Below are 25,521 nucleotides of genomic sequence, written 5' to 3'. Positions count from 1 at the left end.
ACCACACGATAATAGCTCTCAAGGAATGACAAGCGAAATGGTGCAATTAACACCGCATTTATTAACCACGAAACGACTCTCTTTCTGGATACATTGCGCGATTGTCAGCGGATGCCTGAGCGCATGCCAGGCCTGGGCCAGCGATCTCTATTTTGACCCGGCGCTGCTGGAAACGGAGAAAAGTGGCCAGCGGGCAGTGGATCTCAACGTATTTTCTCAGAATAACGCCCAGATCCCTGGTGAGTACATTGTTGATATTTATATTAATAAAAAGAAAACGGTACAACGTACGCTGCCGTTCATCGCCGGTAAAGACCACCAGCTGATTCCTCAGTTCACCCTTGGGCAGCTACGTGAGCTGGGCTTTAAGATCGACAACCATCCGCAGCTTGCGGAGCAGGACAACCGTACGATAATTGCCGATCTGGCGCAGGCCATCCCCGGCAGCGTCTCTCAGTTCGACTTCAACCACAGCCGGCTGAATCTCAGCGTGCCGCAGATTGCATTGTACCGCGACGCCCGCGGCTATATTGACCCCTCCCGCTGGGACGACGGTATGCCGGTGCTGTTTACCAACTACGCCTTTAGCGGCTCGCAGAACCAATACGATAGCGATAACACCCAGCGCCAGTATCTGAATATGCAAAACGGCGCCAATATCGGCCCCTGGCGGCTGCGCAATTATTCCACCTGGACGCACAACGATAACGACACACGCTGGGAGAGCATTAATAGCTGGTTGCAGCGGGATATCAAAAGTCTGAAATCGCAGCTGGTAATGGGCGAGAGTGCAACGGAAGGCACGGTATTCACCAGCTATCAGTTTACCGGCGTGCGGCTGTACTCCGATGAAACCATGCTACCCAACAGCCAGCGCGGCTTTGCGCCGACTATTCGCGGTATCGCCAACTCCAGCGCTATCGTCACGGTACGGCAAAACGGCTACACCCTGTATCAAAGCAATGTCCCGGCCGGCGCTTTTGAAATCAACGACCTCTACCCCTCTTCCTTCAGCGGCGATTTAGACGTCACTATCGAAGAGGCCGACGGTAGCGTGCGGCACTTCGTCCAGCCGTTCTCCGCGCTACCGCAGATGCAGAGGCCGGGATATCTCAAATACAGCGCCACCGCCGGGCGCTTTCGCGCCGCCAGCTCGCAGGACAGCAACGAGCCGGAGTTCCTTGAAAGCACCGCCAGCTATGGCCTGAACAACGTGTTGACCCTGTACGGTGGCCTGAATGCCTCGCAGGATTATCGAGCGCTGGCGCTGGGTCTCGGCTCTACGCTCGGCGAACTTGGGGCGGTATCGATGGATGTCAGCCGTGCGGATACCCAGCTTGATAACGATGAAAACTATCACGGCTACAGCTGGCGTACCCAGTACATCAAAGATCTACCGGAAAGCGGCACCAGCGTGTCAGTAAGCTACTATCGCTACACCAGCAGCGGTTATTTCAACTTCTCCGACGCCAACCAGAAGGACATCAGCGCCGACGACCGCCTGCGCGATGAAGCTCAGTTCACCGTCAGCCAGTCGCTGTTTTCTGGTATCAGCTTCTACGCCTCCGGCTCGCAGCAGAAGTACTGGGATCGCGGGGGGCAGGATAAAAACCTGTCCATCGGTCTGAACGGCAATCTATGGGGCGTGAGCTATAACCTCAGCGGCCAGTTCACCGATTCGCAGGACAGCGACAACGATCGCACGCTGTCGCTCAGCCTGAGCGTACCGCTGGATCGCTGGCTGTCGCATGCGCGGGCAACCTGGCGCACCACCGATCAACGCGATCGCGCCACACAGCACGAAGTGGGTATCAACGGCTCGCTGCTGGAAGACCGTCGACTGAGCTATAGCCTCAAACAGCGGCAAAGCGAAGGCGGCGGTGGTGATAGCAGCAGCCTGTACGGCAGCTATCGCTCTGCCTATGGCACCATGAATGCGGGCTACGACTACAGCAGCGATAGCCAGCAGATGAGCTACGGCCTCTCCGGCGGTATTGTCGCCCATCCCCACGGCGTGACGCTGTCGCAGCCGCTGGGTAATGCCTTTGCGCTGATTGACGCCAACGGCGCGGCAGGTATCCGGGTGAAAAACTATCCGGGCATCGCCACCGACTATTTTGGCTATGCCATTATCCCCTATCTGACCGCGTATCAGGAGAACGCCATCTCTCTCGATACCACTATGATGCCGGATAATGTCGATGTGACCGAAACCGTGCGTACCGTGGTGCCTAATCGCGGTGCCGCCGTAACGGCGCACTTTATTGCCCAGACCGGCTACCGCGTGCTGTTGAAACTCACCGATGCGCGAGGGAATGCGCTGCCCTTCGGCGCAGTAGCCAGCAGCCAGACGCAGCAAAGCATCGTCGATGAAGGCGGCGTGCTGTATATCACCGGCGTGAACAATCAGCCGCAGAGGTGGTCCGTGCGCTGGGGCAATCAGCCTGATCAACAGTGCCAGTTTACCTTCAGCCTGCAGGAAGATGCCGCTCGCAGCGCCGCAATACATAATGGGAACGCACTATGTCAATAAAGAATTCGTGGATGAAAAATGGGATTGCCGCCGCGCTGCTGGCGCTATCTATCGCCCCGGTCTACGCTGCGAACGGGTCCTGCTTCGCAGAAGGTCGCTTTAACGCCGATGTTTCCAGCGACTGGACGCAAGCCCAGAACGTCGCCGGAACCTCGCTGGAGCTGCCGACACCGCTCTCAGGCGGTGCCTATCAAATTGATTGCGACTGTGGCGCGGGTAGCAAAGTGGCGCTGTTCTATACGGTCACCAGCGCGCTACCCGGAATCGGTCAACTCAGCGGCTTTTACCATCTGAATGATAATCTGGATATTAAAACCGAAGTTGACGATATTCCCGGCGCCACAGCCGTCTTACCGACAAACCGTGACCCATTGAGAGAAAGCGGCTCGTATGGGATAAGCAGCGAAAAAGACAGCGTGTGTACCGACGATCCGGCGGAGAATCGCGCCGCGCCGGTGACGATTGGCGCACGTACCCGTTTTACGCTGTACGTCACTAAACCCTTCTTAGGTGAACTGGTGATTCCAGATACCCAAATCGCCTCCGTACGGGCCGGATGGAGCACGACGACCTCCCCTCCGTTAATGAACAGCCTGGGAGATATCGCCGAGCTGCACATCCAGGGGAGCATTACCGTGCCTCAGGACTGTAAAATCAACCAGGGCGACGTCATTCAGGTCGATCTCGGTTATATCAACACCAGTCGTTTCACTACCCGTAATGAGATGCCGGACGGCTATACACCAGTCAATTTTGATATTGTCTACGACTGTGGCGATACATCAAGCATCAACAATGATATGGAAATGAGGATTGATGGCGATGATGTGCTTGATCAGTACACGTTAGTCGCCCGCCGCCGGGAGGCCGATAATATCCCGGACATCGGCGTGAGAATGGCTCGTATCGACGACACCCACCGCGATATCCCGTTCACAAATGGGTTAATCGCTATCCATTATTCCGGCCGGGGGATCATCAGCCTGGAGGCATGGCCGATCAATCTCCTCGGTGGAACGCCAGCCCCAGGTAAATTTAGCGGTACAGCCACGATTACCGTTCTCGTGAAATAGCGGTTACTCTATCCTCTGGCGTTGTGCCAGTTCGATGAATTGCTGCAGGGCGGGCTTTAGCTCGCCCTTCTTCCATGCCATCAACAATGCCAGCGTTGGCGCTTCACCGACGATTGACCGAAAAACCACCTGCCCGGTATTAAAATTATTCATATAACCGGGTATCAAAGTCACCCCCAGCCCCATGCCGACCAGATTCATGGTCACCAGAATATTGGTCGCTACCTGCACAATATTGGGCTGGCTTTCCTGCTGCTGAAACCAGTTTTTGACAATCATCGCTAGCGCCCCGGAATAAGCGGGATCGGTACTGACAAAATTTACGCCATGCAGCTGTTCTGCGGAGATCGCTTGCTCATTGGCTAACGGATGATTCACCGGTAACACCACGACCAGCGGCTCATGAATCAGCTCCAGATAATCCAGCTCCGGGCTGTACACCGGGTGACGCATTAAGCCCACGTCCAGTTCTCCGTTGAGGATCCTTTCTTCCTGTTCGGTGGTTATCAGGCTTACCAGCTCAATGTGTGTATCCGGTTGTTTTAAACGAAATAAGGGCAGCACCTTCGGGAGCAAATTCACCTCAGCGGAAGGGACAAAACCAATAGCGAAATGATTATCTTCCTGCCCCGTTTTACGGGCGCGAACTTTGGCATTTTCCGCCTGCTCAAGGATCGCCAGCGCATCCTGTAAAAAGCACTCCCCGGCCGCCGTCAGCGCAACTTTTCGCTTGTCCCGCACCAGTAACGGAACGCCCACGCAGGTTTCCAGATCGCGGATCTGGCTGCTTAACGACGGCTGAGAGGTATGCAGCTTTTCTGCCGCCCGGGTGAAATTCAGCGCCTGCGCCACCGCCACAAAATAGCGTAAGTGCCTCAGTTCCATGCCCTTCTCCTTGTTATCGAAAAAATGTCTCAACTGGTAGAAATTTACTATTTCACAGATTGATAACTAACCAGCAACATCCTTATGGCACAAAAATAGAAGGTCAATACATCTTATCTTTCAGGATTAAAAAATATGACCACACCCTCAAATTTAGACATCTACCAACTGATCGACACGCAAAACGGTCGTGTAACCCCACGGATTTATACTGACCCAGAAATTTACCAACTGGAGCTGGAACGCATCTTCGGGCGCTGCTGGCTATTTCTCGCCCATGAAAGCCAAATCCCCAAAGCCGGTGATTTTTTTAACACCTACATGGGCGAGGATGCGGTCGTGGTGGTTCGCCAGAAAGACGGCAGCATCAAAGCGTTTCTCAACCAGTGCCGCCACCGGGCGATGCGCGTCAGCTACGCCGACTGCGGGAACACTCGCGCCTTTACCTGTCCGTATCACGGCTGGTCGTACGGTATCAATGGCGAGCTGATCGACGTCCCGCTGGAGCCTCGCGCTTACCCGCAAGGGCTATGCAAATCGCACTGGGGACTGAACGAAGTTCCTGGCGTAGAGAGCTATAAAGGGCTGATTTTCGGCAACTGGGACACCACCGCGCCAACGCTACGCGATTATCTCGGCGACATCGCGTGGTATCTCGACGGCGTGCTTGACCGCCGCGAAGGCGGCACAGAAATCGTCGGCGGCGTACAGAAGTGGACCATCGACTGTAACTGGAAATTCCCCGCCGAACAGTTTGCCAGCGATCAGTATCACGCATTGTTCAGTCATGCCTCCGCTGTGCAGGTGTTGGGGGCAAAAGACGACGGTAGCGATAAACGCCTCGGTGACGGACAAACCGCTCGCCCGGTGTGGGAAACCGCCAAAGATGCACTACAGTTCGGCCAGGACGGGCACGGCAGCGGCTTCTTCTTTACCGAAAAGCCGGATGCCAACGTGTGGGTCGACGGCGAAGTCTCCAGCTACTACCGCGACACCTACGCGGAAGCTGAACAGCGTCTGGGTAAGGTTCGTGCCCTGCGTCTGGCCGGTCACAACAACATTTTTCCAACGCTTTCCTGGCTCAATGGTACCGCTACGTTGCGCGTCTGGCATCCGCGCGGTCCTGATCAGGTTGAAGTGTGGGCGTTCTGTATTACCGATAAAGCCGCCTCTGATGAAGTGAAAGCCGCATTTGAAAACAGCGCTACGCGCGCTTTTGGCCCCGCCGGATTCCTTGAGCAGGACGACTCGGAAAACTGGTGTGAAATTCAAAAACTGCTGAAGGGGCATCGGGCGCGTAATAGCAAACTATGCCTGGAAATGGGGTTAGGTCAGGAGAAACGTCGTGAAGACGGCATTCCGGGGATCACCAACTACATCTTCTCAGAAACCGCCGCCCGCGGCATGTATCAGCGCTGGGCTGATTTACTCAGCAGCGAAAGCTGGCAGGAAGTGCAGGAAAAAACCGCCGCTTACCAGCAGGAGGTGATGAAATGAGTGCTTTAGTTTCCCTGGAACTGCATCACCGCATTACACAGTTTCTCTACCATGAAGCCAGCCTGCTGGATGACTGGCAGTTTCGCGACTGGCTGGCACAGCTGGATGACGACATTCGCTATACCATGCGCACAACGGTCAATGCCCAGACGCGCGACCGTCGCAAAGGCGTGCAGCCGCCAACCACCTGGATTTTTAACGACAACAAAGATCAGCTTGAACGTCGTATTGCGCGACTGGAAACCGGAATGGCCTGGGCAGAGGAGCCGCCGTCGCGTACCCGGCACCTGATCAGCAACTGTCAGGTCAGTGAAACCGAAGTGCTGGATGTATTCGCCGTGCGTCTTAACTATCTGCTGTATCGCGCGCAAAAAGAGCGCGATGAAACCTTTTACGTCGGCATGCGCATGGACAAAGTGCGCCGTTTACCGGGCGATGAGTGGCGCTTACTGGAGCGTGAGATCGTGCTGGATCAAGCGGTGATCACCTCCCATAACCTGAGTGTATTGTTCTGATGAGTCGTATTTATGCCTGCCCCGTAGGGGATTTGCCGGAGGGTGAAGCGCTCCGGCTCGACACCTCGCCCGTCATCGCGCTGTTCAACGTTGGCGGCGAGTTTTATGCCATTAACGATCGCTGTAGCCACGGTAATGCCTCGATGTCGGAAGGTTATCTGGAAGACGACGCGACGGTGGAATGCCCGCTGCATGCCGCCAGTTTCTGCCTGAAAACCGGTAAGGCGTTGTGTTTACCTGCCACCGATCCGCTGACCACCTACGCGGTGTACGTGGAAGGTAGCGATGTGTTCGTTGATATTCCAGAGGACGCGAGATGAGCGATTTACGCGATAACGTGGTCTTTATCACCGGCGGCGGCTCCGGTCTTGGCCTGGCGCTGGTCGAGCGTTTCATTGAGGAAGGCGCGCGGGTCGCCACGCTGGAACTTTCGCCAGCCAAAATCGCCAGCCTGCGCCAACATTTTGGTGAACATGTGCTGGCAGTAGAAGGCAACGTCACCTGCTACGCCGACTATCAGCGCGCGGTGGATCAAATTCTGGCGCGCTACGGCACGCTGGACTGTTTGATCGGCAACGCCGGGATATGGGATCACAACGCCTCGCTGGTCAATACGCCAGCAGACGCGCTGGAGAGCGGCTTTCATGAGCTGTTTAACGTCAACGTGCTGGGCTATCTGCTGGGCGCAAAAGCCTGCGCCCCTGCGCTTATCGCCAGCGAAGGCAACATCATCTTTACCCTTTCCAACGCGGCGTGGTATCCCGGCGGCGGCGGTCCGTTGTATACCGCCTCTAAACATGCCGCCACCGGGTTGATTCGCCAGTTAGCCTACGAGCTGGCGCCAAAGGTGCGCGTCAACGGCGTCGGTCCGTGCGGCATGGCGACCGATCTGCGCGGCCCACAGGCGCTGGGCCAGGGCGATACGTCGATTATGCAGTCGCTGACGCCGGAAAAAATCGCCGCCATTTTGCCGTTGCAGTTTTTTCCTGAGCCAGCGGATTTTACCGGCCCGTATGTGATGCTGGCGTCAAAGCGCAACAATCGCACATTGAGTGGCGTGATGATCAATGCCGATGCCGGTTTGGGCATTCGCGGTATTCGTCACGTTGCCGCCGGACTGGATCTCTGAGGAGGCGTTATGAGCCATAAAGTTATCGCTATCGTCGGCGGTGGTCAGGCTGCGGCAATGGCCGCCGTCGCACTGCGTCAGCAAGGATTTAACGGCGAATTGCATCTGTTTTCCGATGAGCCGTATCTGCCCTATGAACGCCCTCCGCTCTCCAAAGCAATGCTGCTGGACGAAAATCCACAGCGACAGCCGATCCTGAACGCTGACTGGTGGCTGGGGAACAACGTACAGCTGCATCTTGGCGTCACGCTGCGTCAGATTGACCGCACCTCGCGCACGCTGATGCTCGCCGATGGTCAGTCCTACCGCTGGTCGCAGTTGCTGTTGGCGACCGGGGCCGCCGCCAGACCGCTGCCGCTACTGGATAAACTGGGCGAACGTTGCTTTACCCTGCGTCACGCCACAGATGCCGAGCGTCTGCGCGGTGCCTTGCTGCCGGGCAAGTCGATTGTGATTGTCGGTGCGGGCACCATTGGCCTGGAATTAGCGGCCAGCGCGATCCAACGCGGCTGTAGGGTGACGTTAGTGGAGCTGGCCTCAACGGTAATGGGCCGCAACGCCCCTGCTCCGGTGCGCGACTATCTGCTAAACCGCCACCGACAGGCAGGGGTGCGGGTGCTGCTCAACAGCGCCATTGAGCACGCCGAAGCCGGAGAGTTTATCTCGCTTACCCTGCAAAACGGCGAGACGCTACAGGCCGATGCGCTGGTTTATGGCATCGGCATCGTGGCGAATGATGCGCAGGCTCGCGAAGCTGGGCTGGAGACGGCTAACGGTATTATCGTTGACTCCGCCTGCATCACCTCCGATCCCGCGATTTTCGCCGCCGGTGATGTGGCGATAACGCGCCAGCCTGACGGTTCGTTAGAACGAGTAGAAAGCTGGGAAAATGCCAATAACCAGGCACAGATTGCCGCTGCCGCAATGCTTAATCTGCCGTTGCCGGAGAAGACGCCAGGCTGGTTCTGGACCGACCAATTAAATGACAATCTGCAATTTGTTGGCGATATGCAAGGGCAAACATGGTTATGTCGTGGCAATCCGGATGACGGCAAGGCTATCTGGTTCCAACTGCATGATGGGAAGCTAATTGGCGCAGTAGCGCTCAACAATGGACGCGAAGTGCGCGCACTGCGTAAGTTAATTCATTCAGGACGAGTGGTAAGCGAGGAAGCGCTATGCGATGAAAGCGTGCCGCTGAAGTCGTTGTGATAGCAGCCTGATAAGCGCAGCGCTATCAGGCATTAAAAAAGGCCGCATCAGCGGCCTTTCGTTTTGCGTTAAGCAGAATTACGCGTAAACCGGGAAGCGTGCGCAGATATCCAGAACTTTACCTTTGACGCGCTCGATAACGGCTTCGTCATTGATGTTGTCCAGAACGTCACACATCCAGCCAGCCAGCTCTTTCACTTCCGCTTCTTTAAAGCCACGGCGAGTTACAGCCGGAGAACCGATACGGATACCGGAAGTCACAAACGGGCTCTTCGGATCGTTCGGCACGCTGTTTTTGTTAACAGTGATGTTAGCGCGGCCCAGTGCGGCGTCAGCTTCTTTACCGGTCAGGTTTTTATCAACCAGATCCAGCAGGAACAGGTGGTTTTCAGTACCGCCAGAAACCACTTTGTAGCCACGGTTCAGGAACACTTCCACCATCGCTTTGGCGTTTTTGGCAACCTGCTGCTGGTAAACCTTAAACTCAGGCTCCATCGCTTCTTTCAGCGCCACGGCTTTCGCCGCGATCACGTGCATCAGCGGGCCGCCCTGTGCGCTTGGGAACACCGCGGAGTTCAGCTTTTTGTACAGCTCTTCGTCACCGCCTTTCGCCAGGATCAGGCCGCCGCGCGGACCTGCCAGGGTTTTGTGGGTGGTGGTGGTCACTACGTGTGCGTGTGGAACCGGGTTCGGGTAAACGCCTGCGGCGATCAGGCCCGCAACGTGCGCCATGTCAACGAACAGGTATGCGCCAATGCTGTCGGCGATTTCACGCATTTTTGCCCAGTCAACAACGCCGGAGTAAGCAGAGAAGCCGCCGATGATCATCTTCGGCTTGTGCTCTTTGGCCTGCTTAGCCATATCTTCGTAGTCAATTTTACCGGACTCATCAATACCGTAAGGAATGATGTTGTACAGCTTGCCAGAGAAGTTAACCGGGGAACCGTGAGTCAGGTGGCCGCCTTGCGCCAGGTTCATACCCAGAACGGTATCACCCGGTTGCAGCAGAGCGGTGTAAACAGCGAAGTTAGCCTGGGAGCCGGAGTGCGGCTGTACGTTAGCGTAGTCAGCGCCAAACAGCTCTTTTGCACGATCGATAGCCAATTGCTCAACGATATCAACGTACTCACAACCGCCGTAGTAGCGCTTGCCCGGATAACCTTCAGCGTATTTGTTGGTCAGCTGAGAACCCTGCGCCTGCATAACACGCGGGCTGGTGTAGTTTTCGGAGGCGATCAGTTCGATGTGCTCTTCCTGACGTACTTTTTCCTGCTCCATAGCCTGCCACAGTTCGGCATCATAATCGGCAATGTTCATTTCACGCTTTAACATCCGCATCTCCTGACTCAGCTAACAATAGAATTTCGGCCTAAAAAGGCAGTCCCGTTGGACGACGGCGAACAGTATAACCGAATCATTCTTCGATAACAGGTCTTGACAAAGGATTTTACGCAAACGATTACCTTAACGGCACGCAAGGCTTTGGAGAACAAAGGTCTGCTGAATTTCAACGGATTTCTTTTCAGGTTTGTGATGCAGATTTTTCACGATGTAACCTTTACAACGCAAAGTGACAAAGAACCATTTACAATGCAGGGGTATTTTTTATAAGATGCATTTGACATACATCATTAAAATTTCAGATAAAGGAAGACCGTATGCTTGACGCACAAACCATCGCTACAGTGAAAGCCACCATTCCCCTGCTGGTTGAAACAGGCCCGAAGCTGACCGCCCATTTCTACGATCGCATGTTTACGCATAACCCAGAGCTGAAAGAAATCTTCAACATGAGTAACCAGCGTAATGGCGATCAGCGTGAAGCGCTGTTTAACGCTATTGCCGCGTATGCCAGCAATATCGAGAACCTGGCGGCGCTGTTGCCTGCCGTCGAGAAAATCGCGCAGAAGCATACCAGCTTCCAGATTAAACCGGAGCAGTACAACATCGTAGGTGGCCATTTGCTGGCAACGCTGGACGAAATGTTCAGCCCAGGCCAGGAAGTTCTGGATGCTTGGGGCAAAGCATACGGCGTGCTGGCGAACGTTTTCATCAACCGTGAAGCGCAGATCTACAGTGAAAATGCCAATAAAAATGGCGGCTGGGAAGGTACCCGTCCTTTCCGCATCGTGGCAAAAACCCCACGCAGTGCGCTTATCACCAGCTTTGAATTTGAACCTGTCGACGGTGGCGCAGTGGCTGAATATCATCCGGGGCAATACCTGGGTGTCTGGCTGAAGCCGGAAGGTTTCCCGCATCAGGAAATTCGTCAGTACTCACTGACCCGTAAACCCGATGGCAAAGGCTACCGTATTGCTGTGAAGCGTGAAGACGGTGGTCAGGTTTCCACCTGGCTGCACAACCATGCGAATGTGGGCGACGTCGTTCACTTAGCTGCACCTGCGGGCGATTTCTTTATGGACGTTGCGACCGATACCCCAGTGTCTCTGATTTCAGCAGGCGTGGGTCAAACCCCGATGCTGGCGATGCTGGATACGCTGGCAAAAGCGAATCATACGGCGCAGGTTAACTGGTTCCACGCGGCAGAAAATGGCGATGTACATGCCTTTGCCGATGAAGTGAATGAACTGGGCAAAACGCTGCCACGCTTTAGCGCACACACCTGGTATCGTGAGCCAACCGAAGCCGATCGCGCGAAAGGTGCGTTTGATAGCGTTGGTCTGATGGATTTGAACAAACTGGAAGGCGCAATCAGCGATCCGGCGATGCAGTTTTATCTGTGCGGTCCGGTTGGCTTTATGCAGTTTGCCGCGAAGCAGCTGATCGGCCTGGGCGTGAAAAACGAGAACATTCATTACGAATGCTTCGGCCCGCATAAAGTCTTGTAATTACTCATGCCTGATGGCGCTGCGCTTATCAGGCCTACGGGATATTGTAGGCCTGATAAGGTGTTTACACCGCCATCCGGCAAGCACGGCGCGGCTTAGATTGCCGCGTCGTCTTCTTCACCGGTGCGAATACGAATCACGCGTGCCACGTCGAAGACAAAAATCTTACCGTCACCGATTTTACCGGTCTGGGCAGTACGAATAATGGTGTCGACGCAGGTATCGACGATGTCGTCGGTGACCACAATTTCAATTTTTACCTTCGGCAGAAAATCCACCATATATTCCGCACCACGGTACAGCTCAGTATGGCCTTTCTGACGGCCAAACCCTTTCACTTCTGTTACAGTCATACCGGTAATGCCGACTTCAGCCAGCGCTTCGCGGACGTCGTCCAGCTTGAAGGGTTTAATAATCGCATCAATCTTTTTCATGCTATTCCTTGAAAAGGTCGCCTGTCTTTTGATCGAATAAAACTAACATAATCCGCAGATTTATTCTTTGAAATCGTTTGCATCCAGCTCATGGCGAGAGAGCAACTTGTAGAATTCGGTGCGGTTGCGCCCCGCCATTCGCGCCGCATGGGTCACATTGCCCTTGGTGATTTGCAACAGCTTACGCAGGTAGTTGAGTTCAAACTGGTTACGCGCTTCAACAAAGGTCGGCAGCGCGGTGTTCTCCCCTTCCAGCGCCTGCTCCACCAGCGCGTCGCTGATCACCGGCGAAGAGGTCAACGCCACGCACTGCTCAATCACGTTAACCAACTGACGCACGTTACCAGGCCAACTGGCGGTCATTAACCGTTTCATGGCATCGGTCGAAAAGGCGCGCACGAACGGTTTGTGTCGTTCAGCAGACTGGCGCAGCAGATGGTTTGCCAGCAGCGGAATATCTTCCGTACGCTCGGCCAGCGCTGGGATCTTCAGGCTCACCACGTTGAGGCGATAGTACAAATCTTCGCGAAATTCCCCCCGAGCCATCGCTTTGGGTAAATCACGGTGGGTCGCGGAAACGATCCGCACATCAATATCGATATCGCGGTTACTACCCAGCGGCCTGACTTTTCGCTCCTGCAATACACGTAGCAATTTAACCTGCAACGGCGCGGGCATATCGCCAATCTCATCGAGAAACAGCGTCCCGCCTTCCGCGGCCTGAAACAGCCCTTCACGATTGCTCACCGCGCCGGTAAAGGCACCGCGCGCATGACCAAACAGCTCAGACTCCAGCAGTTGTTCCGGCAATGCGCCGCAGTTAATGGCAATAAAGGGCTTGTGGCTGCGCGGGCTGGCGTTGTGAATGGCCTGGGCAAAAACTTCTTTCCCGGTTCCGCTTTGGCCGTTGATCAATACGCTTACGTCCGATTGCGCCACCATGCGCGCCTGTTCCAGCAGGCGCAGCATCAGTGGGCTGCGGGTGACGATGGACTCACGCCAGCTGTCATCAGCGGCAGGCGCAGACTGTTCCAACGCCCCGTCGATCGCATGGTATAACGCGTCTTTATCGACCGGCTTAGTGAGAAAGCTGAACACCCCTTGCTGAGTCGCCGCAACGGCGTCGGGGATGGAACCGTGAGCGGTGAGAATAATAACCGGCATTCCCGGCTGCACTTTCTGGATTTCAGTAAACAGCTGCATGCCGTCCATTTCATCCATGCGCAGATCGCTAATAACCAGATCCACTTTTTCACGGTTCAGCACTCGTAGCCCTTCCTGCCCGCTTTCTGCGGTTACGACGCTGTAGCCTTCGCTGGTCAGGCGCATTCCAAGTAATTTCAACAGGCCGGGATCGTCATCCACCAGCAGCAGATGCGCGGGCTTACGGCTTATCATGGCGTGACCTCATCGGCAGACGGCGCTGCGCCTTCCTCGTTATCAGGTGGGGTGAGTTTATCGTTCCCGTGCGGCGCATCAGGGTTGTAACTACCGGCAGGTTTGCGCGTGGAAAGCTGGCGTTCAATATCGGTTAGATTCTCCAGCTTGCGGGTCGTGAGATCGAGCTGAGACTGCAAGTGTTGTTGCTGCTGACGTAACGTATCAAGATCGCTGTCTGACGCCTGCTGAAGCTTGCTGTAGCGCATACGCTCTTCGGCCAGTTGCAACTGCAACGTCTGACTGCTGCGCCAGACCTGATACAGCGGGCGTACCTGTGGCGGAATTTGCGGGCTTAATGCGTCGAGGCGCGTAACCGTCTCCCGCCTTTCAGGCGGCGTAATGTTGGCGTTATCAAGCAGGATCCCGCGCCTGAAAGCCCCCTGCCAGGTATCAGGCATCATCGTGCTGGCTTCACTACGCGCCTGTACCGGCATCAGGCGATTGGCGCAATCCATCGCCCGCAGCCAGTACAGCGGATTGGTCTCTGTGGGCTGACCAGACAGCGACCAGATATCGCTACAGTCGGTAGCAAGGTAGTCCGCCAGTTGATGAGGCGGAATTTTCTCCTGCGAGGGGTCGCCGATAATATGATTCACCGCGTTCGGGACGCAGCCTACCAGCGCCAGACACGGCAGGCTTGCTAGGATGACGCGACGGAAAAAATGTCGTTTAAGCATTCGGACAACAACGTATGGCATACTCACCAGACTTAGGTTTATTTTAGTGATTTTTCGCTGCAGATAGCGGCAGTTCTATGCGAAAACAAACGTTTTGCGCATGCTCATCAACCAGATACAGTTTGCCCCGCATACGGCGGATGCAATCTCTGGCAATGCTCAGCCCCAACCCGCTTCCTTTTACCGCCCCTTTTCGCTGATGGCTACCCTGGAAAAAAGGCTCGAAGATCATGGTCTGTTCTGCTTCTGGAATCGGTGTGCCGGTATTCATTACATCAATGTATACCATTGAGCCATGCAAACTGCTGCGGATCCAAATGTTACCGGATTCAGCGCCATAGTGCACCGCATTGGAATAAAGATTGTCCAGCACGCTCATCAATAGCATCGGTTCTGCCAGGCAGGCGTTCACCGCAAGCGCAACATCAGTATGTATCATTTTGGCGCGAGCGGGCAGGCTATGTGCAGAAACAACGCTTTCCACCAGCGGCGCGATTTCCACACGTTCAAGCTCAACCTCGTCATCCGCCAGCTTGCGGTTGTAATCGAGCAGTTGCTCAATCAGTTTTTGCAGGTTGCGGCTACTGTCATCGAGAATACCGACAACCTCTTTTTGCTCTGGCGTTAACGGCCCAACGACCTGATCGGCTAACAGCTCGGTACCTTCGCGCATACTCGCCAGAGGCGTTTTCAGCTCATGAGACAGGTGGCGTAAAAACTGATGTCGTTGTGACTCCAGCCAGGAGAGACGTTCGCTCAGCCAGATAATGCGCTGCCCCACGGAGCGCAGCTCCCGGGGTCCCGTAAATAATACGCTATCGCCCAGCGAGCGCCCTTCCCCCAGACGATTGATCATTTTTTCTATGCCCTTCACCGGACCGATTATCATGCGGGTAAACAGCAACACCATCGCCAGGCTGACAAGAAACAGCACCAGCGCCTGCCAGCCAAAGAACTGCCCACGTTCGGCTATTTCCTGCTGTAGCTGCTGCCCACGAGAAAAGACGACCGTGCGCGTCGCTTGTACCATTTCAGTATTGGCACTGGCGAAAGCGTCCAGCCGCGCCGCCGCCACGCTATCAGGACCACTGTTGGTGCACTGTAACTGCGCGAGATCGTTGAGGTCCTGACGCAATGCCTGATAAAGCTTGGTATCCGGCAACACGCCCGCATGCGCATCCAGCATGTCGCTATAGCGTTTACGTTGGCTCTGGTAAACCTTAGCCAGCGTTGGGTCATCAAGCACACAGTATTGCCGGTAGCTACGCTCCATCTCCAGCGCGGCATTGGTCATCGCTTCACTGCGTCTGGCGTCAATCAGCGTGGTTTGGTTCGTCAGCGCCGCCTGCGCGCTCAGGGCATTCAGACTTTGCCACGCCTGCCAGGCCAAAACTAACAACGGCAGCAGGATAAGCAAAAATGCCAACGTAACCAATTGACGTAAAGATCGGGGGAAAACAGACCAGCGCTTCAAGGCGTTACTCTCAATGGACAGGAATAGGTTGATGCTAACTGAGGGGAACGTCAGATACAACAAAGCCGGGATTAACCCGGCTTTGTTGTGGAATAAGGCGGTGCCTAACTCGACGTTTCGCCCGAAGGTTGATATGAGCGATGCTAATATCAGATGTTGGACGGCAGGCACCTTGTTGTGCGTCATTCGAAGTTTATGTAGCACGTCCCGAAGGGGCTGACATAAGAAGGTGAATGAGCCACTGGGCGATATTATGCAGCATCTGTGCCAATATTCAAAACACTTTATTAACACAATGATAAATATAGAAAATGTTCTTATTCACATGAAAAATAATTTTGGCTATTTTTCACCCTTACTGTCGCCAATCAGCAACACCCACAGCACTTAAAAACAAATTCATTGTAAATCATATAATTAAATGTCTCTTTTTAGCGACAACGTAACCCCACCTATGTCGGGATTTCCCGACACTTAAACGCATTGTCGGATAGCGGCATACAAAATGACAGACAAAAAAAAGCCCCTCACGCAGAGGGGCTTAAGGGTTATCGAGCTGATTACCCGAGCTGTTTACGCGCGTTGCGGAAGATACGCATCCACGGGCTGTCCTCGCCCCAGTTTTCCGGGTGCCAGGAGTTGCTCACGGTACGGAATACGCGTTCCGGGTGCGGCATCATAATGGTGACGCGACCATTTTCAGTAGTAACGGCAGTAATTCCGTTCGGCGAACCGTTCGGGTTAGCCGGGTAGGTCTCGGTCACCTTACCGAAGTTATCAACGTAGCGCAGCGCCACCAGTCCCTTACTCTCCAGCGCGGCCAGATGCGCGCCGTCACGCACTTCCACACGGCCTTCACCGTGAGAAACGGCAATCGGCATCATCGAACCAACCATATCGGCAAGCAGTAAAGACGGGCTTTGCGTCACTTCGACCAGGCTGAAGCGGGCTTCAAAACGATCGGAGTGGTTACGCACAAAGCGCGGCCACAGCTCGCTTCCCGGGATCAGTTCACGCAGGTTAGACATCATCTGGCAACCGTTACACACCCCGAGCGCCAGCGTTTGCGGGCGATGGAAGAAGGTTTCGAACTCATCACGGACGCGGTTGTTGAACAGAATCGACTTCGCCCAGCCTTCCCCTGCGCCGAGCACATCGCCGTAAGAGAAACCGCCACAGGCTACCAGCGCCTGGAAGTTACCCAGACCGATGCGTCCGCCCAGCAGGTCGCTCATATGCACATCGATGGCGTCAAAGCCCGCACGGTGGAAGGCAGCCGCCATTTCAACGTGGGAGTTCACGCCCTGCTCGCGCAGCACGGCCACTTTTGGACGCGCACCGGTAGCGATGTACGGGGCGGCAACATCTTCGTTGATATCAAACGACAGTTTAACGTTGAGGCCAGGATCGGCATCGTTGGTTTTCGCGTCGTGTTCCTGATCGGCACACTCCGGGTTGTCGCGCAGACGCTGCATCTGCCAGGTGGTTTCCGCCCACCACATGCGCAGCGTGGTGCGGCTTTCGCTGAACACCGGCTGACCGTTGGCGCTCAGGGTGAAACGGTCACCCGTTACCGCCTGGCCGAGATAGTGCACGCAATCTGCCAGGCCATGTTGTGCCAGCAACACCTCAACCGCTTCACGGTCAGCAGCGCGAACCTGGATCACTGCGCCCAGCTCTTCATTAAACAGCGCCGCCAGACGATCGTCACCCAGAGAGTGGATATCAGCGTCAATACCGCAGTGACCGGTGAAGGCCATTTCCGCCAGCGTAACCAGCAGTCCGCCGTCGGAACGGTCATGGTAGGCCAGCAGCTTACGCTGCGCGACCAGCGCCTGAATGGCGTCGTAGAAGCCTTTCAGTTGCTCAACGTTACGCACGTCGGCAGACTTGTCGCCCAGTTGACGATAAACCTGTGCCAGCGCCGTCGCGCCCAGCGCGTTGTGACCAAGACCGAGGTCAATCAGCAGCAGGGCGTTGTCTTCAGTAGAGAGCTGTGGGGTTATCGTGTGGCGCACGTCTTCCACGCGGGCAAAGGCGGTGATCACCAGCGACAGCGGCGAAGTCATTTCACGCTGCTCATTACCTTCCTGCCAGCGGGTTTTCATCGACATAGAGTCTTTGCCCACCGGAATAGTCAGGCCAAGCGCCGGACATAATTCTTCCCCAACGGCTTTTACCGCTTCGTACAGCCCGGCATCTTCACCGGGGTGACCCGCAGCCGCCATCCAGTTAGCCGACAGTTTAATGCGTTTGATATTGCCAATCTGCGTTGCCGCAATGTTAGTCAGCGCTTCACCTACCGCCAGACGCGCAGAGGCCGAGAAATCCAGTAGCGCAACTGGCGCACGCTCACCGATAGACATCGCTTCACCGTAGTAGCTATCCAGGCTTGCGGTGGTGACCGCGCAGTTGGCTACCGGGATCTGCCACGGACCAACCATCTGGTCACGCGCCACCATGCCGGTAACGGTACGGTCGCCGATCGTCACGAGGAACGTTTTCTCAGCGACAGTCGGCAGATGCAGCACGCGGTTAACCGCATCTGCAATCGAGATTTCACCACGATTCAGGGCGTCGCCTTTGGCTTTCAGCGTCTGCACATCGCGGGTCATTTTCGGGGTTTTACCCAGCAGCACATCCAGCGGCATGTCGATCGGCTGGTTATCGAAGTGGCTGTCGCTCAGTGTGAGATGCTGTTCTTCGGTGGCCTCACCGATCACCGCATACGGCGCGCGCTCGCGCTTACACAGTTCGTCAAACAGCGGTAGCTGGTCAGCGGCAACCGCCAGCACATAGCGCTCCTGGGATTCGTTACACCAGATTTCCAGCGGGCTCATACCCGGCTCGTCGCTAAGAATATCGCGCAGTTGGAACTTACCGCCGCGACCGCCATCGCTTACCAACTCCGGCATGGCGTTAGACAGACCGCCTGCGCCAACGTCATGGATAAACAGGATCGGGTTCGCATCGCCCATCTGCCAGCAGCGGTCGATAACTTCCTGGCAACGACGTTCCATTTCCGGGTTGTCGCGCTGTACCGAAGCGAAATCAAGATTGGCATCAGACTGGCCGGAAGCCATAGAGGAGGCAGCCCCGCCGCCAAGCCCGATGTTCATCGCCGGGCCGCCGAGGACGATCAGCTTGGCGCCAACGACGATCTCACCTTTTTGCACGTGATCGGCACGGATGTTACCGATCCCGCCCGCCAGCATGATCGGTTTATGGTAACCGCGTAACTCTTCGCCGTTGTGGCTGTTGACCTTTTCTTCGTAGGTTCGGAAGTAGCCGGTCAGCGCCGGACGACCGAATTCGTTGTTAAACGCCGCGCCGCCCAACGGACCTTCGGTCATGATATCGAGCGCAGTAACAATACGGTCCGGCTTACCAAAGTCTTCTTCCCACGGCTGTTCAAAGCCAGGAATACGCAGGTTGGAAACGGAGAAGCCCACCAGCCCGGCTTTCGGTTTTGCACCGCGACCGGTTGCACCCTCGTCGCGGATTTCGCCGCCGGAGCCGGTAGCCGCGCCCGGCCACGGAGAGATAGCCGTCGGGTGGTTGTGGGTTTCAACCTTCATCAGAATGTGGGCTGGCTCCTGATGGAAATCGTAGCGGCCGGTTTTGTGGTCGGCAAAGTAGCGGCCCACTTCAGAACCTTCCATGACCGCGGCGTTGTCTTTATAGGCAGACAGCACGTGGTCTGGCGTGGTTTCGAAAGTGTTTTTGATCATCTTGAACAGCGACTTGGGCTGCTGTTTACCGTCGATAACCCAGTCGGCGTTAAAAATTTTGTGGCGGCAGTGCTCGGAGTTAGCCTGCGCAAACATGTACAGTTCAATATCGTTCGGGTTGCGTCCCAGTTTGGTAAACGCATCCTGCAGATAGTCGATTTCGTCTTCCGCCAGCGCCAGACCCAGACGCAGGTTAGCGTCGATCAGCGCCTGGCGTCCCTCACCCAGCAGATCAACACTGGAGACCGGCGCAGGCTGGTGATGGACAAACAGTTTTTCGGCATCGTTCAGCGCAGAGAAAACCGTTTCCATCATGCGGTCGTGCAGTTCGTCGGCAACCATCTGCCACTGCTCAGCGGTCAGCGTAGAGGCTTCTACATACCAGGCAATGCCACGTTCCAGACGGCTAATCTGTTGCAGGCCGCAGTTGTGGGCAATATCAGTCGCTTTAGAAGACCACGGGGAGATGGTGCCTGGGCGAGGCGTAACCAGCAGCAGTTTGCCTTCAGGGGCATGGCTGTGAAGAGCAGGACCATATTTCAGCAGGCGTACAAGCTGGGCGTGCTCATCCTCATTCAACGGTGCATTCAGATCGGCAAAATGGACGTACTCGGCGTAAATATTGTGGACCTGGAGGTTGGCAGCCTGAAAACGTGCCAGCAGTTTGTTAATACGGAATGCAGACAGTGCAGGTGAACCACGCAGAATTTCCATCATAAGTCTCTCGTCTTCTAAGCTTTCGGTGTGCCCAAGTGGGGGAAACGGGCGTCATTATAAAGAATCTACCGCGCCGACGAAACCGTTTGCGTCGAAATAAAATCACGACCTTCTCTTATCATCAAATGCGGTCTGGTTTCTGAATAAGTTGCCAACTGACGCAAGTTTAAGCAAAATGCCGCTCATTAATGACGACTTCACTTCTTAATCATCACCACAGCAGGCAGAGACAACGTACGGTTCAGAGAATTAACTAATTGAAAAAATTAAAGATTAATTATCTGTTCATCGGCATATTAACGCTGTTGTTGGCAGCGGCCCTCTGGCCATCTATTCCCTGGTTCGGTAAAGCCGAAAATCGTATCGCCGCCATTCAGTCGCGGGGAGAACTGCGCGTCAGTACCCTCGACTCGCCGTTAACTTACGCGACCCTCAACGGTAAGAAATTCGGCCTGGATTATGAACTGACTCAGGCGTTCGCCAACTACCTGGGCGTGAAGTTAAAAGTCACCGTGCGCCAGAACATCAGCCAGCTTTTTGACGACCTGGATAACGGCCATGCCGATCTGTTAGCCGCAGGCCTGGTATATAACAGCGAGCGGGTGAAAAATTACCAGCCCGGCCCAACCTACTATTCGGTTTCACAACAGTTGGTGTATCGGGTTGGGCAATACCGCCCGCGCACTCTTGCCACTGTGAACGAAAATCAGCTGACCATCGCCCCGGGACACGTGGTGGTTAACGATCTCCAGTTACTTAAAGAGAATAAATTTCCCGATCTGAGCTGGAAGGTGGATGACAAAAAGGGCACTACTGAACTGCTTGATGATGTTATCGCCGGGAAGCTGGATTACACCATTGCCGATTCCGTCGCCATCAGCTTATACCAACGCGTACATCCTGAACTGGCCGTAGCGCTGGACGTATCTGACGAACAGCCGGTGACCTGGTTTAGTCGCCTGGACGATGACAACACGCTGTCTGCCGCCCTGTTGGATTTTTTTAACACCATGAATGAAGACGGCTCTCTGGCGCGACTAGAAGAAAAGTATCTCGGACATGGCGATGATTTTGACTATGTTGATACCCGCACCTTTTTACGCGCCGTAGACAGCGTATTGCCGGACCTTAAGCCGCTGTTTGAGAAATATGCTCAGGAGATAGACTGGCGACTGCTCGCCGCAATCTCTTATCAGGAGTCACACTGGGACGCGCAGGCCACTTCCCCGACCGGCGTACGCGGGTTGATGATGCTGACCAAAAATACCGCTCAAAGTCTCGGACTGACCGACCGTACTGATGCCGAACAAAGCATCAGCGGCGGCGCGCGGTATTTGCAGGATATGATGAGTAAAGTGCCCGATACCGTCCCCGAAGGGGAACGCATCTGGTTTGCGCTCGCAGCCTACAACATGGGTTATGCGCACATGCTGGATGCACGGGCGCTGACCGTGAAAACCAAAGGCAATCCGAACAGCTGGTCCGACGTAAAACAGCGTCTGCCGCTGCTCAGCCAAAAGCCGTATTACAACAAGCTGACCTATGGTTATGCGCGAGGCCACGAAGCCTACGCTTATGTAGAAAATATCCGTAAGTACCAGATTAGCCTGGTGGGGTATCTGCAGGAGAAAGAAAAACGGGCGCTTGAAACGCAGCAACTGGCGCAGGATTACCCGGCGGTGACGCCGGCAGAGCTAATAGGTAAAGATGAATTGCCGCTTTCGGCGTTTCTGTCTCAGACGTCGTCAAATTACCTGTCGCACTCCCCTTCCCTGCTGTTTTCACCGCAGAAAAAAGAGGGCAAGTAGCCTCGGAAGCCTGATAAGCGCAGCGTCATCAGGCAATCAGACCGGCATTTACAAATTGGCGTTTTTTTTCAGCGCTTTGATTTCCTGACGACGCATGCGAAAGAAATCACTGAGCAACGTGGCGCATTCATCCCTTAGCACCCCTTCGGTCACCTCCACCCGATGATTCATTCCAGGGTGATGCAGTACATCCATTAATGACCCGGCTGCCCCCGTTTTCGCATCGCGCGCGCCAAAAACGATCCGGCCGATACGGCTGTGCACCATCGCGCCTGCGCACATCACGCACGGCTCCAGAGTGACATACAGCGTGGTATCCAACAGACGGTAGTTTTGCAGCACCAGGCCGCCCTGACGCAGCGCCATAATTTCAGCGTGGGCAGTCGGATCATGGTGACCAATCGGACGGTTCCAGCCTTCGCCAATCACGCGGTTGTTATGTACCAATACCGCGCCCACCGGGACTTCACGCTCATCCCAGGCGCGCTTAGCCAGCGTTAAAGCATGACGCATCCAGTATTCGTGGCTAAATTCAACTTCAGACAAAGGGGGTAACTCCAGTAATCAAAGCGGGCGCATTATACACAGACGCTATCGTTTACTCTATTCGAGTTGTTGCAGCTCTCCGCGCGGCGTGACGCGCCAGCGATGCTGGCAAAAAGAGAGCAGAGGATTGTCCTGATTACTGTCGCTGTAGCCACTGTAAAGCTGAAGCGGCGCACCAATGTGGCGTTCCAGTTGCGTCACTTTCTCATGGCCCAGACAGCGCAGAGGCAGCACCCACCCGCCGAATCCCCGCGCCATTTTACTAGCGATCAGATTGACTCGCGGTAGCCACGGCGTGTCGAAGTACACCTGCTCGACCAGCGACTGCGGGGAGCCAGTAATAAGCCAGATTTCGGCGTCAGAGCTTAACAGGTAGGTTGTCAGCCGCTGCTGCACGAGCGGAAAGGCCGTCACGTTACTGCGAAACCAGCGCACAAAGTCAGCCTGATGCCCTTTCAGGCGCGCCTCGCTACGACCAAAAGTGCATCCCCACAACAGCAGGCTCATTGGCCAGCGGGCGGCGCGCCCTTGTATCAGCAGCGCCAGCGCAATCACCGGTAGCAGAGGCAGCACAAGCAACGCGTTCAGCGGCTGGCGACGCAGCAGATAACGTATAAAGCTACCGAACATATCTTGCTGGTGTAACGTGCCATCCAAATCAAAAAAAACAACGCGGCGCTGGTGATTGGTCAAACCTTATTCCTCTGGATCGTTGAACCCCAATAGCCAGGTAAACAGGAACCCGGCGATAACTGCTACCAGATAGCCTAACAGATAGAACATCACTTTTCCGGCAACAATCGTTAGTGCCAGCGGCAAACCGGAGATGCCAAAGGTGATAACCGTCGCCACCTTCCAGTAGCTAATCAGCGCCCCGCCTACCGCTCCGCCAAGGCAGGCGCCGATAAACGGTTTACCCAACGGCAGCGTGACGCCAAAAATAAGCGGCTCGCCAATGCCCAGCAGCCCGACCGGCAGCGCTCCTTTGATCACTTTCTTTAGCCGCGCATTGCGGGTTTTCATCAACACCGCGATCGCAGCCCCTACTTGTCCAACGCCTGCCATCGCCAGGATAGGAAAGAGCGCGTTATAACCGTGCGCCTGTACCAGCTCAACGTGGATGGGCACCAACCCTTGATGAAGTCCGGTGAGCACCAATGGCAGGAAAGTTCCCGCCAGTATGGCACCAACCAGGAACCCGCCGCGGTCGATAGCCCAGGATGCGCCGTGAGCGATAGATTCAGAAATCCAGCCTCCAAGCGGTTGCAGCGCCACAATCGCGATGGCCCCGGTAATGATGGTGGTCAGCAGCGGGTTAAGGATAAGCTCCAGCGATTCCGGCAACAGCTCGCGGAATTTGCGCTCGATCCAACACATCAGCGCAACCACCAGCAGCACTGCGATCACCCCGCCGCGCCCCGGCTGCAACGCTTCGCCAAACAGGGTAATCTGCGCCAGCTGCGGACTGGAGAGGATCCCCGCCATCACCCCGCCCATCGCCAGAGAGCCGCCGAAGACTTTGGCGGTATTCACCCCAACCAGAATATTCATGATGGCAAACACGGCGCTGCCAAATATGCCCATCAGCCCCAGCATATTCGGATAATGGGTCGCAAAATCCCCCACGATATCCGGTCGCTTAAGGATGTTTATAATGCCGGTGATCAAACCGGAGGCGATAAACGCCGGAATAAGAGGGATAAAGACGTTCGCCAGCTTGCGCAGCGCATCGCTCATTGGCGCTTTATACTTCGCTTTGGCCTCTGATTTGGTGCGCTCGATATTATTCACATCTGCACGCTCGCCGCCACCGGCAATCAGGGAGCGCATGGCATCCACCACCTTGGCAGCTTTACCGGGGCCGACGATTATCTGATGCTGCGCGCCCTGCTTCACGTAACCGCTAACACCGGGCAGTTGCCTGAGACGGGGAATATCAATCTGATCGTCATCCTGAACTTCCACCCTGACGCGAGTCATACAGTTTTCCAGGCGCAGAATATTTTGCTCTCCGCCTACGCCCAGCAGAATGTCGCTGGCCAGCACCGCCGTCTTATCCATATACACCTCTTAGTGTTCTAACGCCGCGCGTAAAAAACCCTGGTGAGCGGCAAGCTTTTCGCGGGCGGTAGCGGCATCCAGGCCGGTGAGCGCCATTAAAATCGCTGGCTTAACGTCAAAATCAGTCTGCTTTAACAGCGCTTGCGCCTGTTCACGCGTAATGCCGGTGGCTTCAACCACCATACGGCACGCTCGATCGACCAGTTTGACGTTGGTTGCCTGCATATCCACCATCAGGTTCTGGTACACCTTGCCAAATTTCACCATCGCACCGGTGGAGATCATATTGAGCACCAATTTTTGCGCGGTGCCGGATTTCAGTCGCGTTGACCCGGTCAACGCCTCCGGTCCCACCACCGGGGAGATCGCAATATCCGCTTCATGCGCGACAGGAGAATCCGGATTGCAGGAAATAGCCGCCGTCGTACAACCCACCGAACGCGCATATTTCAGCCCGCCAATCACATACGGCGTGCGACCTGAAGCCGCCAGACCAACCACCAGATCCTGTGCGGTAAGGTTGAGTGCGCGCAGATCGTCCTCGCCTAACTGCGGGTTATCTTCCGCGCCTTCTACCGCCTTGAGCAGCGCGCCCGGCCCCCCGGCAATCAGCCCAACCACCAGACCATGCGGTACACCGAAAGTCGGTGGGCACTCAGACGCGTCCAGCACCCCAAGACGCCCGCTGGTACCTGCACCCATGTAAATAATGCGTCCACCGGCTTTTAGCGCGTTAGCTGCCGCATCGACCGCGCACGCAACTTGAGGCAGAGTTGCTTTTACTGCTTCCGCTACCAGCGTATCCTGTTGATTAAATCGATGAACCAACTCCAACGTTGAGAGCGCATCCAGATCCATGGTCTGTGGATTGCGAGTTTCTGAAACTAATGCACCGAGATTCATTTTTTGTTCCTTAGGAATTTTTAATTCATAATAATCT

Annotated in this window: 20 protein-coding genes; 9 read left to right on the top strand and 11 right to left on the bottom strand. The window is 55.3% G+C overall.

From position 1 onward, the window contains the following. Positions 1-37: 37 nt before the first annotated feature. Complete coding sequence (locus HVZ39_RS07000) at positions 38-2,533, top strand: fimbria/pilus outer membrane usher protein (RefSeq protein ID WP_181633399.1); 2,496 nt, start codon at positions 38-40, stop codon at positions 2,531-2,533. Next, on the top strand, positions 2,524-3,606 hold the full coding sequence (locus tag HVZ39_RS06995; RefSeq protein WP_181633398.1) for a fimbrial protein: 1,083 nt from the start codon (positions 2,524-2,526) through the stop codon (positions 3,604-3,606). Before HVZ39_RS07000 ends, HVZ39_RS06995 begins: the two co-directional genes overlap by 10 nt. A gap of 3 nt (positions 3,607-3,609) precedes the next feature. Here HVZ39_RS06995 and hcaR read toward each other — a convergent pair whose 3' ends face one another. After that, on the bottom strand, positions 3,610-4,491 hold the full coding sequence (gene hcaR, locus HVZ39_RS06990; protein WP_016157149.1) for a DNA-binding transcriptional regulator HcaR: 882 nt from the start codon (positions 4,489-4,491) through the stop codon (positions 3,610-3,612). A gap of 135 nt (positions 4,492-4,626) precedes the next feature. Here hcaR and hcaE point away from each other — a divergent pair, with 135 nt between their 5' ends. The 5 genes from hcaE to hcaD are packed head-to-tail and all read left to right on the top strand — an operon-like array spanning position 4,627 to position 8,844. Further along, positions 4,627-5,988 carry a 3-phenylpropionate/cinnamic acid dioxygenase subunit alpha gene (gene hcaE / locus HVZ39_RS06985; RefSeq protein ID WP_047358252.1) on the top strand — a complete coding sequence of 454 codons (1,362 nt, stop codon included), beginning with the start codon at positions 4,627-4,629 and terminating at the stop codon, positions 5,986-5,988. Then, complete coding sequence (hcaF, locus tag HVZ39_RS06980) at positions 5,985-6,503, top strand: 3-phenylpropionate/cinnamic acid dioxygenase subunit beta (RefSeq protein WP_181633397.1); 519 nt, start codon at positions 5,985-5,987, stop codon at positions 6,501-6,503. The genes hcaE and hcaF overlap by 4 nt, the downstream gene beginning before the upstream one ends. Then, positions 6,503-6,823, top strand: a complete 321-nt coding sequence (hcaC, locus tag HVZ39_RS06975; RefSeq protein ID WP_016154025.1) for a 3-phenylpropionate/cinnamic acid dioxygenase ferredoxin subunit — start codon at positions 6,503-6,505, stop codon at positions 6,821-6,823. Before hcaF ends, hcaC begins: the two co-directional genes overlap by 1 nt. Next, the gene (hcaB, locus tag HVZ39_RS06970) at positions 6,820-7,632 is read left to right on the top strand and encodes a 3-phenylpropionate-dihydrodiol/cinnamic acid-dihydrodiol dehydrogenase (protein WP_181633396.1); all 813 of its coding nucleotides are present in this window, start codon (positions 6,820-6,822) and stop codon (positions 7,630-7,632) included. Before hcaC ends, hcaB begins: the two co-directional genes overlap by 4 nt. A 9-nt stretch (positions 7,633-7,641) precedes the next feature. Then, complete coding sequence (hcaD, locus tag HVZ39_RS06965) at positions 7,642-8,844, top strand: phenylpropionate dioxygenase ferredoxin reductase subunit (RefSeq protein ID WP_181633395.1); 1,203 nt, start codon at positions 7,642-7,644, stop codon at positions 8,842-8,844. Positions 8,845-8,922: 78 nt separating this feature from the next. Here the strand turns inward: hcaD and glyA are convergent, their stop codons facing one another. Beyond that, positions 8,923-10,176 carry a serine hydroxymethyltransferase gene (glyA, locus tag HVZ39_RS06960; protein WP_003835277.1) on the bottom strand — a complete coding sequence of 418 codons (1,254 nt, stop codon included), beginning with the start codon at positions 10,174-10,176 and terminating at the stop codon, positions 8,923-8,925. A gap of 326 nt (positions 10,177-10,502) precedes the next feature. Between glyA and hmpA the strand changes: the two genes are divergently transcribed. Next, the gene (gene hmpA / locus HVZ39_RS06955; protein ID WP_049041525.1) at positions 10,503-11,693 is read left to right on the top strand and encodes an NO-inducible flavohemoprotein; all 1,191 of its coding nucleotides are present in this window, start codon (positions 10,503-10,505) and stop codon (positions 11,691-11,693) included. A 95-nt stretch (positions 11,694-11,788) separates the two neighbouring features. Here hmpA and glnB read toward each other — a convergent pair whose 3' ends face one another. The 5 genes from glnB to purL all read right to left on the bottom strand — a co-directional run bounded on the left by glnB (position 11,789) and on the right by purL (position 20,166). Continuing rightward, positions 11,789-12,127, bottom strand: a complete 339-nt coding sequence (gene glnB / locus HVZ39_RS06950) for a nitrogen regulatory protein P-II (RefSeq protein ID WP_002914032.1) — start codon at positions 12,125-12,127, stop codon at positions 11,789-11,791. 60 nt (positions 12,128-12,187) lie between these two features. Further along, the gene (gene glrR / locus HVZ39_RS06945) at positions 12,188-13,522 is read right to left on the bottom strand and encodes a two-component system response regulator GlrR (protein ID WP_304412487.1); all 1,335 of its coding nucleotides are present in this window, start codon (positions 13,520-13,522) and stop codon (positions 12,188-12,190) included. Beyond that, positions 13,522-14,265, bottom strand: a complete 744-nt coding sequence (gene qseG, locus HVZ39_RS06940) for a two-component system QseEF-associated lipoprotein QseG (protein WP_049041523.1) — start codon at positions 14,263-14,265, stop codon at positions 13,522-13,524. Before qseG ends, glrR begins: the two co-directional genes overlap by 1 nt. A gap of 22 nt (positions 14,266-14,287) precedes the next feature. Continuing rightward, positions 14,288-15,718: a two component system sensor histidine kinase QseE/GlrK gene (gene qseE, locus HVZ39_RS06935; protein WP_049282310.1), complete on the bottom strand. Its 1,431-nt coding sequence runs from the start codon at positions 15,716-15,718 to the stop codon at positions 14,288-14,290. 560 nt (positions 15,719-16,278) lie between these two features. Continuing rightward, positions 16,279-20,166 carry a phosphoribosylformylglycinamidine synthase gene (gene purL, locus HVZ39_RS06930; protein WP_181633394.1) on the bottom strand — a complete coding sequence of 1,296 codons (3,888 nt, stop codon included), beginning with the start codon at positions 20,164-20,166 and terminating at the stop codon, positions 16,279-16,281. 257 nt (positions 20,167-20,423) lie between these two features. Between purL and mltF the strand changes: the two genes are divergently transcribed. Further along, entirely contained in the window at positions 20,424-21,974 is a 1,551-nt protein-coding gene (mltF, locus tag HVZ39_RS06925) for a membrane-bound lytic murein transglycosylase MltF (protein WP_016154040.1), read from the top strand. Between the two features lie 48 nt (positions 21,975-22,022). Here mltF and tadA read toward each other — a convergent pair whose 3' ends face one another. The 4 genes from tadA to murQ all read right to left on the bottom strand — a co-directional run bounded on the left by tadA (position 22,023) and on the right by murQ (position 25,484). After that, on the bottom strand, positions 22,023-22,487 hold the full coding sequence (gene tadA / locus HVZ39_RS06920) for a tRNA adenosine(34) deaminase TadA (protein WP_235116951.1): 465 nt from the start codon (positions 22,485-22,487) through the stop codon (positions 22,023-22,025). 90 nt (positions 22,488-22,577) lie between these two features. Then, a complete protein-coding gene (yfhb, locus tag HVZ39_RS06915) occupies positions 22,578-23,213 on the bottom strand; it encodes a phosphatidylglycerophosphatase C (RefSeq protein ID WP_016157167.1) in 636 nt (211 codons plus the stop codon). A gap of 3 nt (positions 23,214-23,216) precedes the next feature. Then, entirely contained in the window at positions 23,217-24,581 is a 1,365-nt protein-coding gene (locus HVZ39_RS06910) for a PTS transporter subunit EIIC (protein WP_016157168.1), read from the bottom strand. 9 nt (positions 24,582-24,590) lie between these two features. Continuing rightward, positions 24,591-25,484 (bottom strand): N-acetylmuramic acid 6-phosphate etherase, encoded by an 894-nt coding sequence (gene murQ / locus HVZ39_RS06905; protein WP_181633393.1) that lies wholly within the window; start codon positions 25,482-25,484, stop codon positions 24,591-24,593. Positions 25,485-25,521 lie beyond the last annotated feature (37 nt).

The organism is Citrobacter sp. RHB35-C21, assembly GCF_013816515.1.
Classification (GTDB): Bacteria; Pseudomonadota; Gammaproteobacteria; order Enterobacterales; family Enterobacteriaceae; genus Citrobacter; species Citrobacter braakii.
This window is presented reverse-complemented; position numbering and strand designations above follow the sequence as displayed.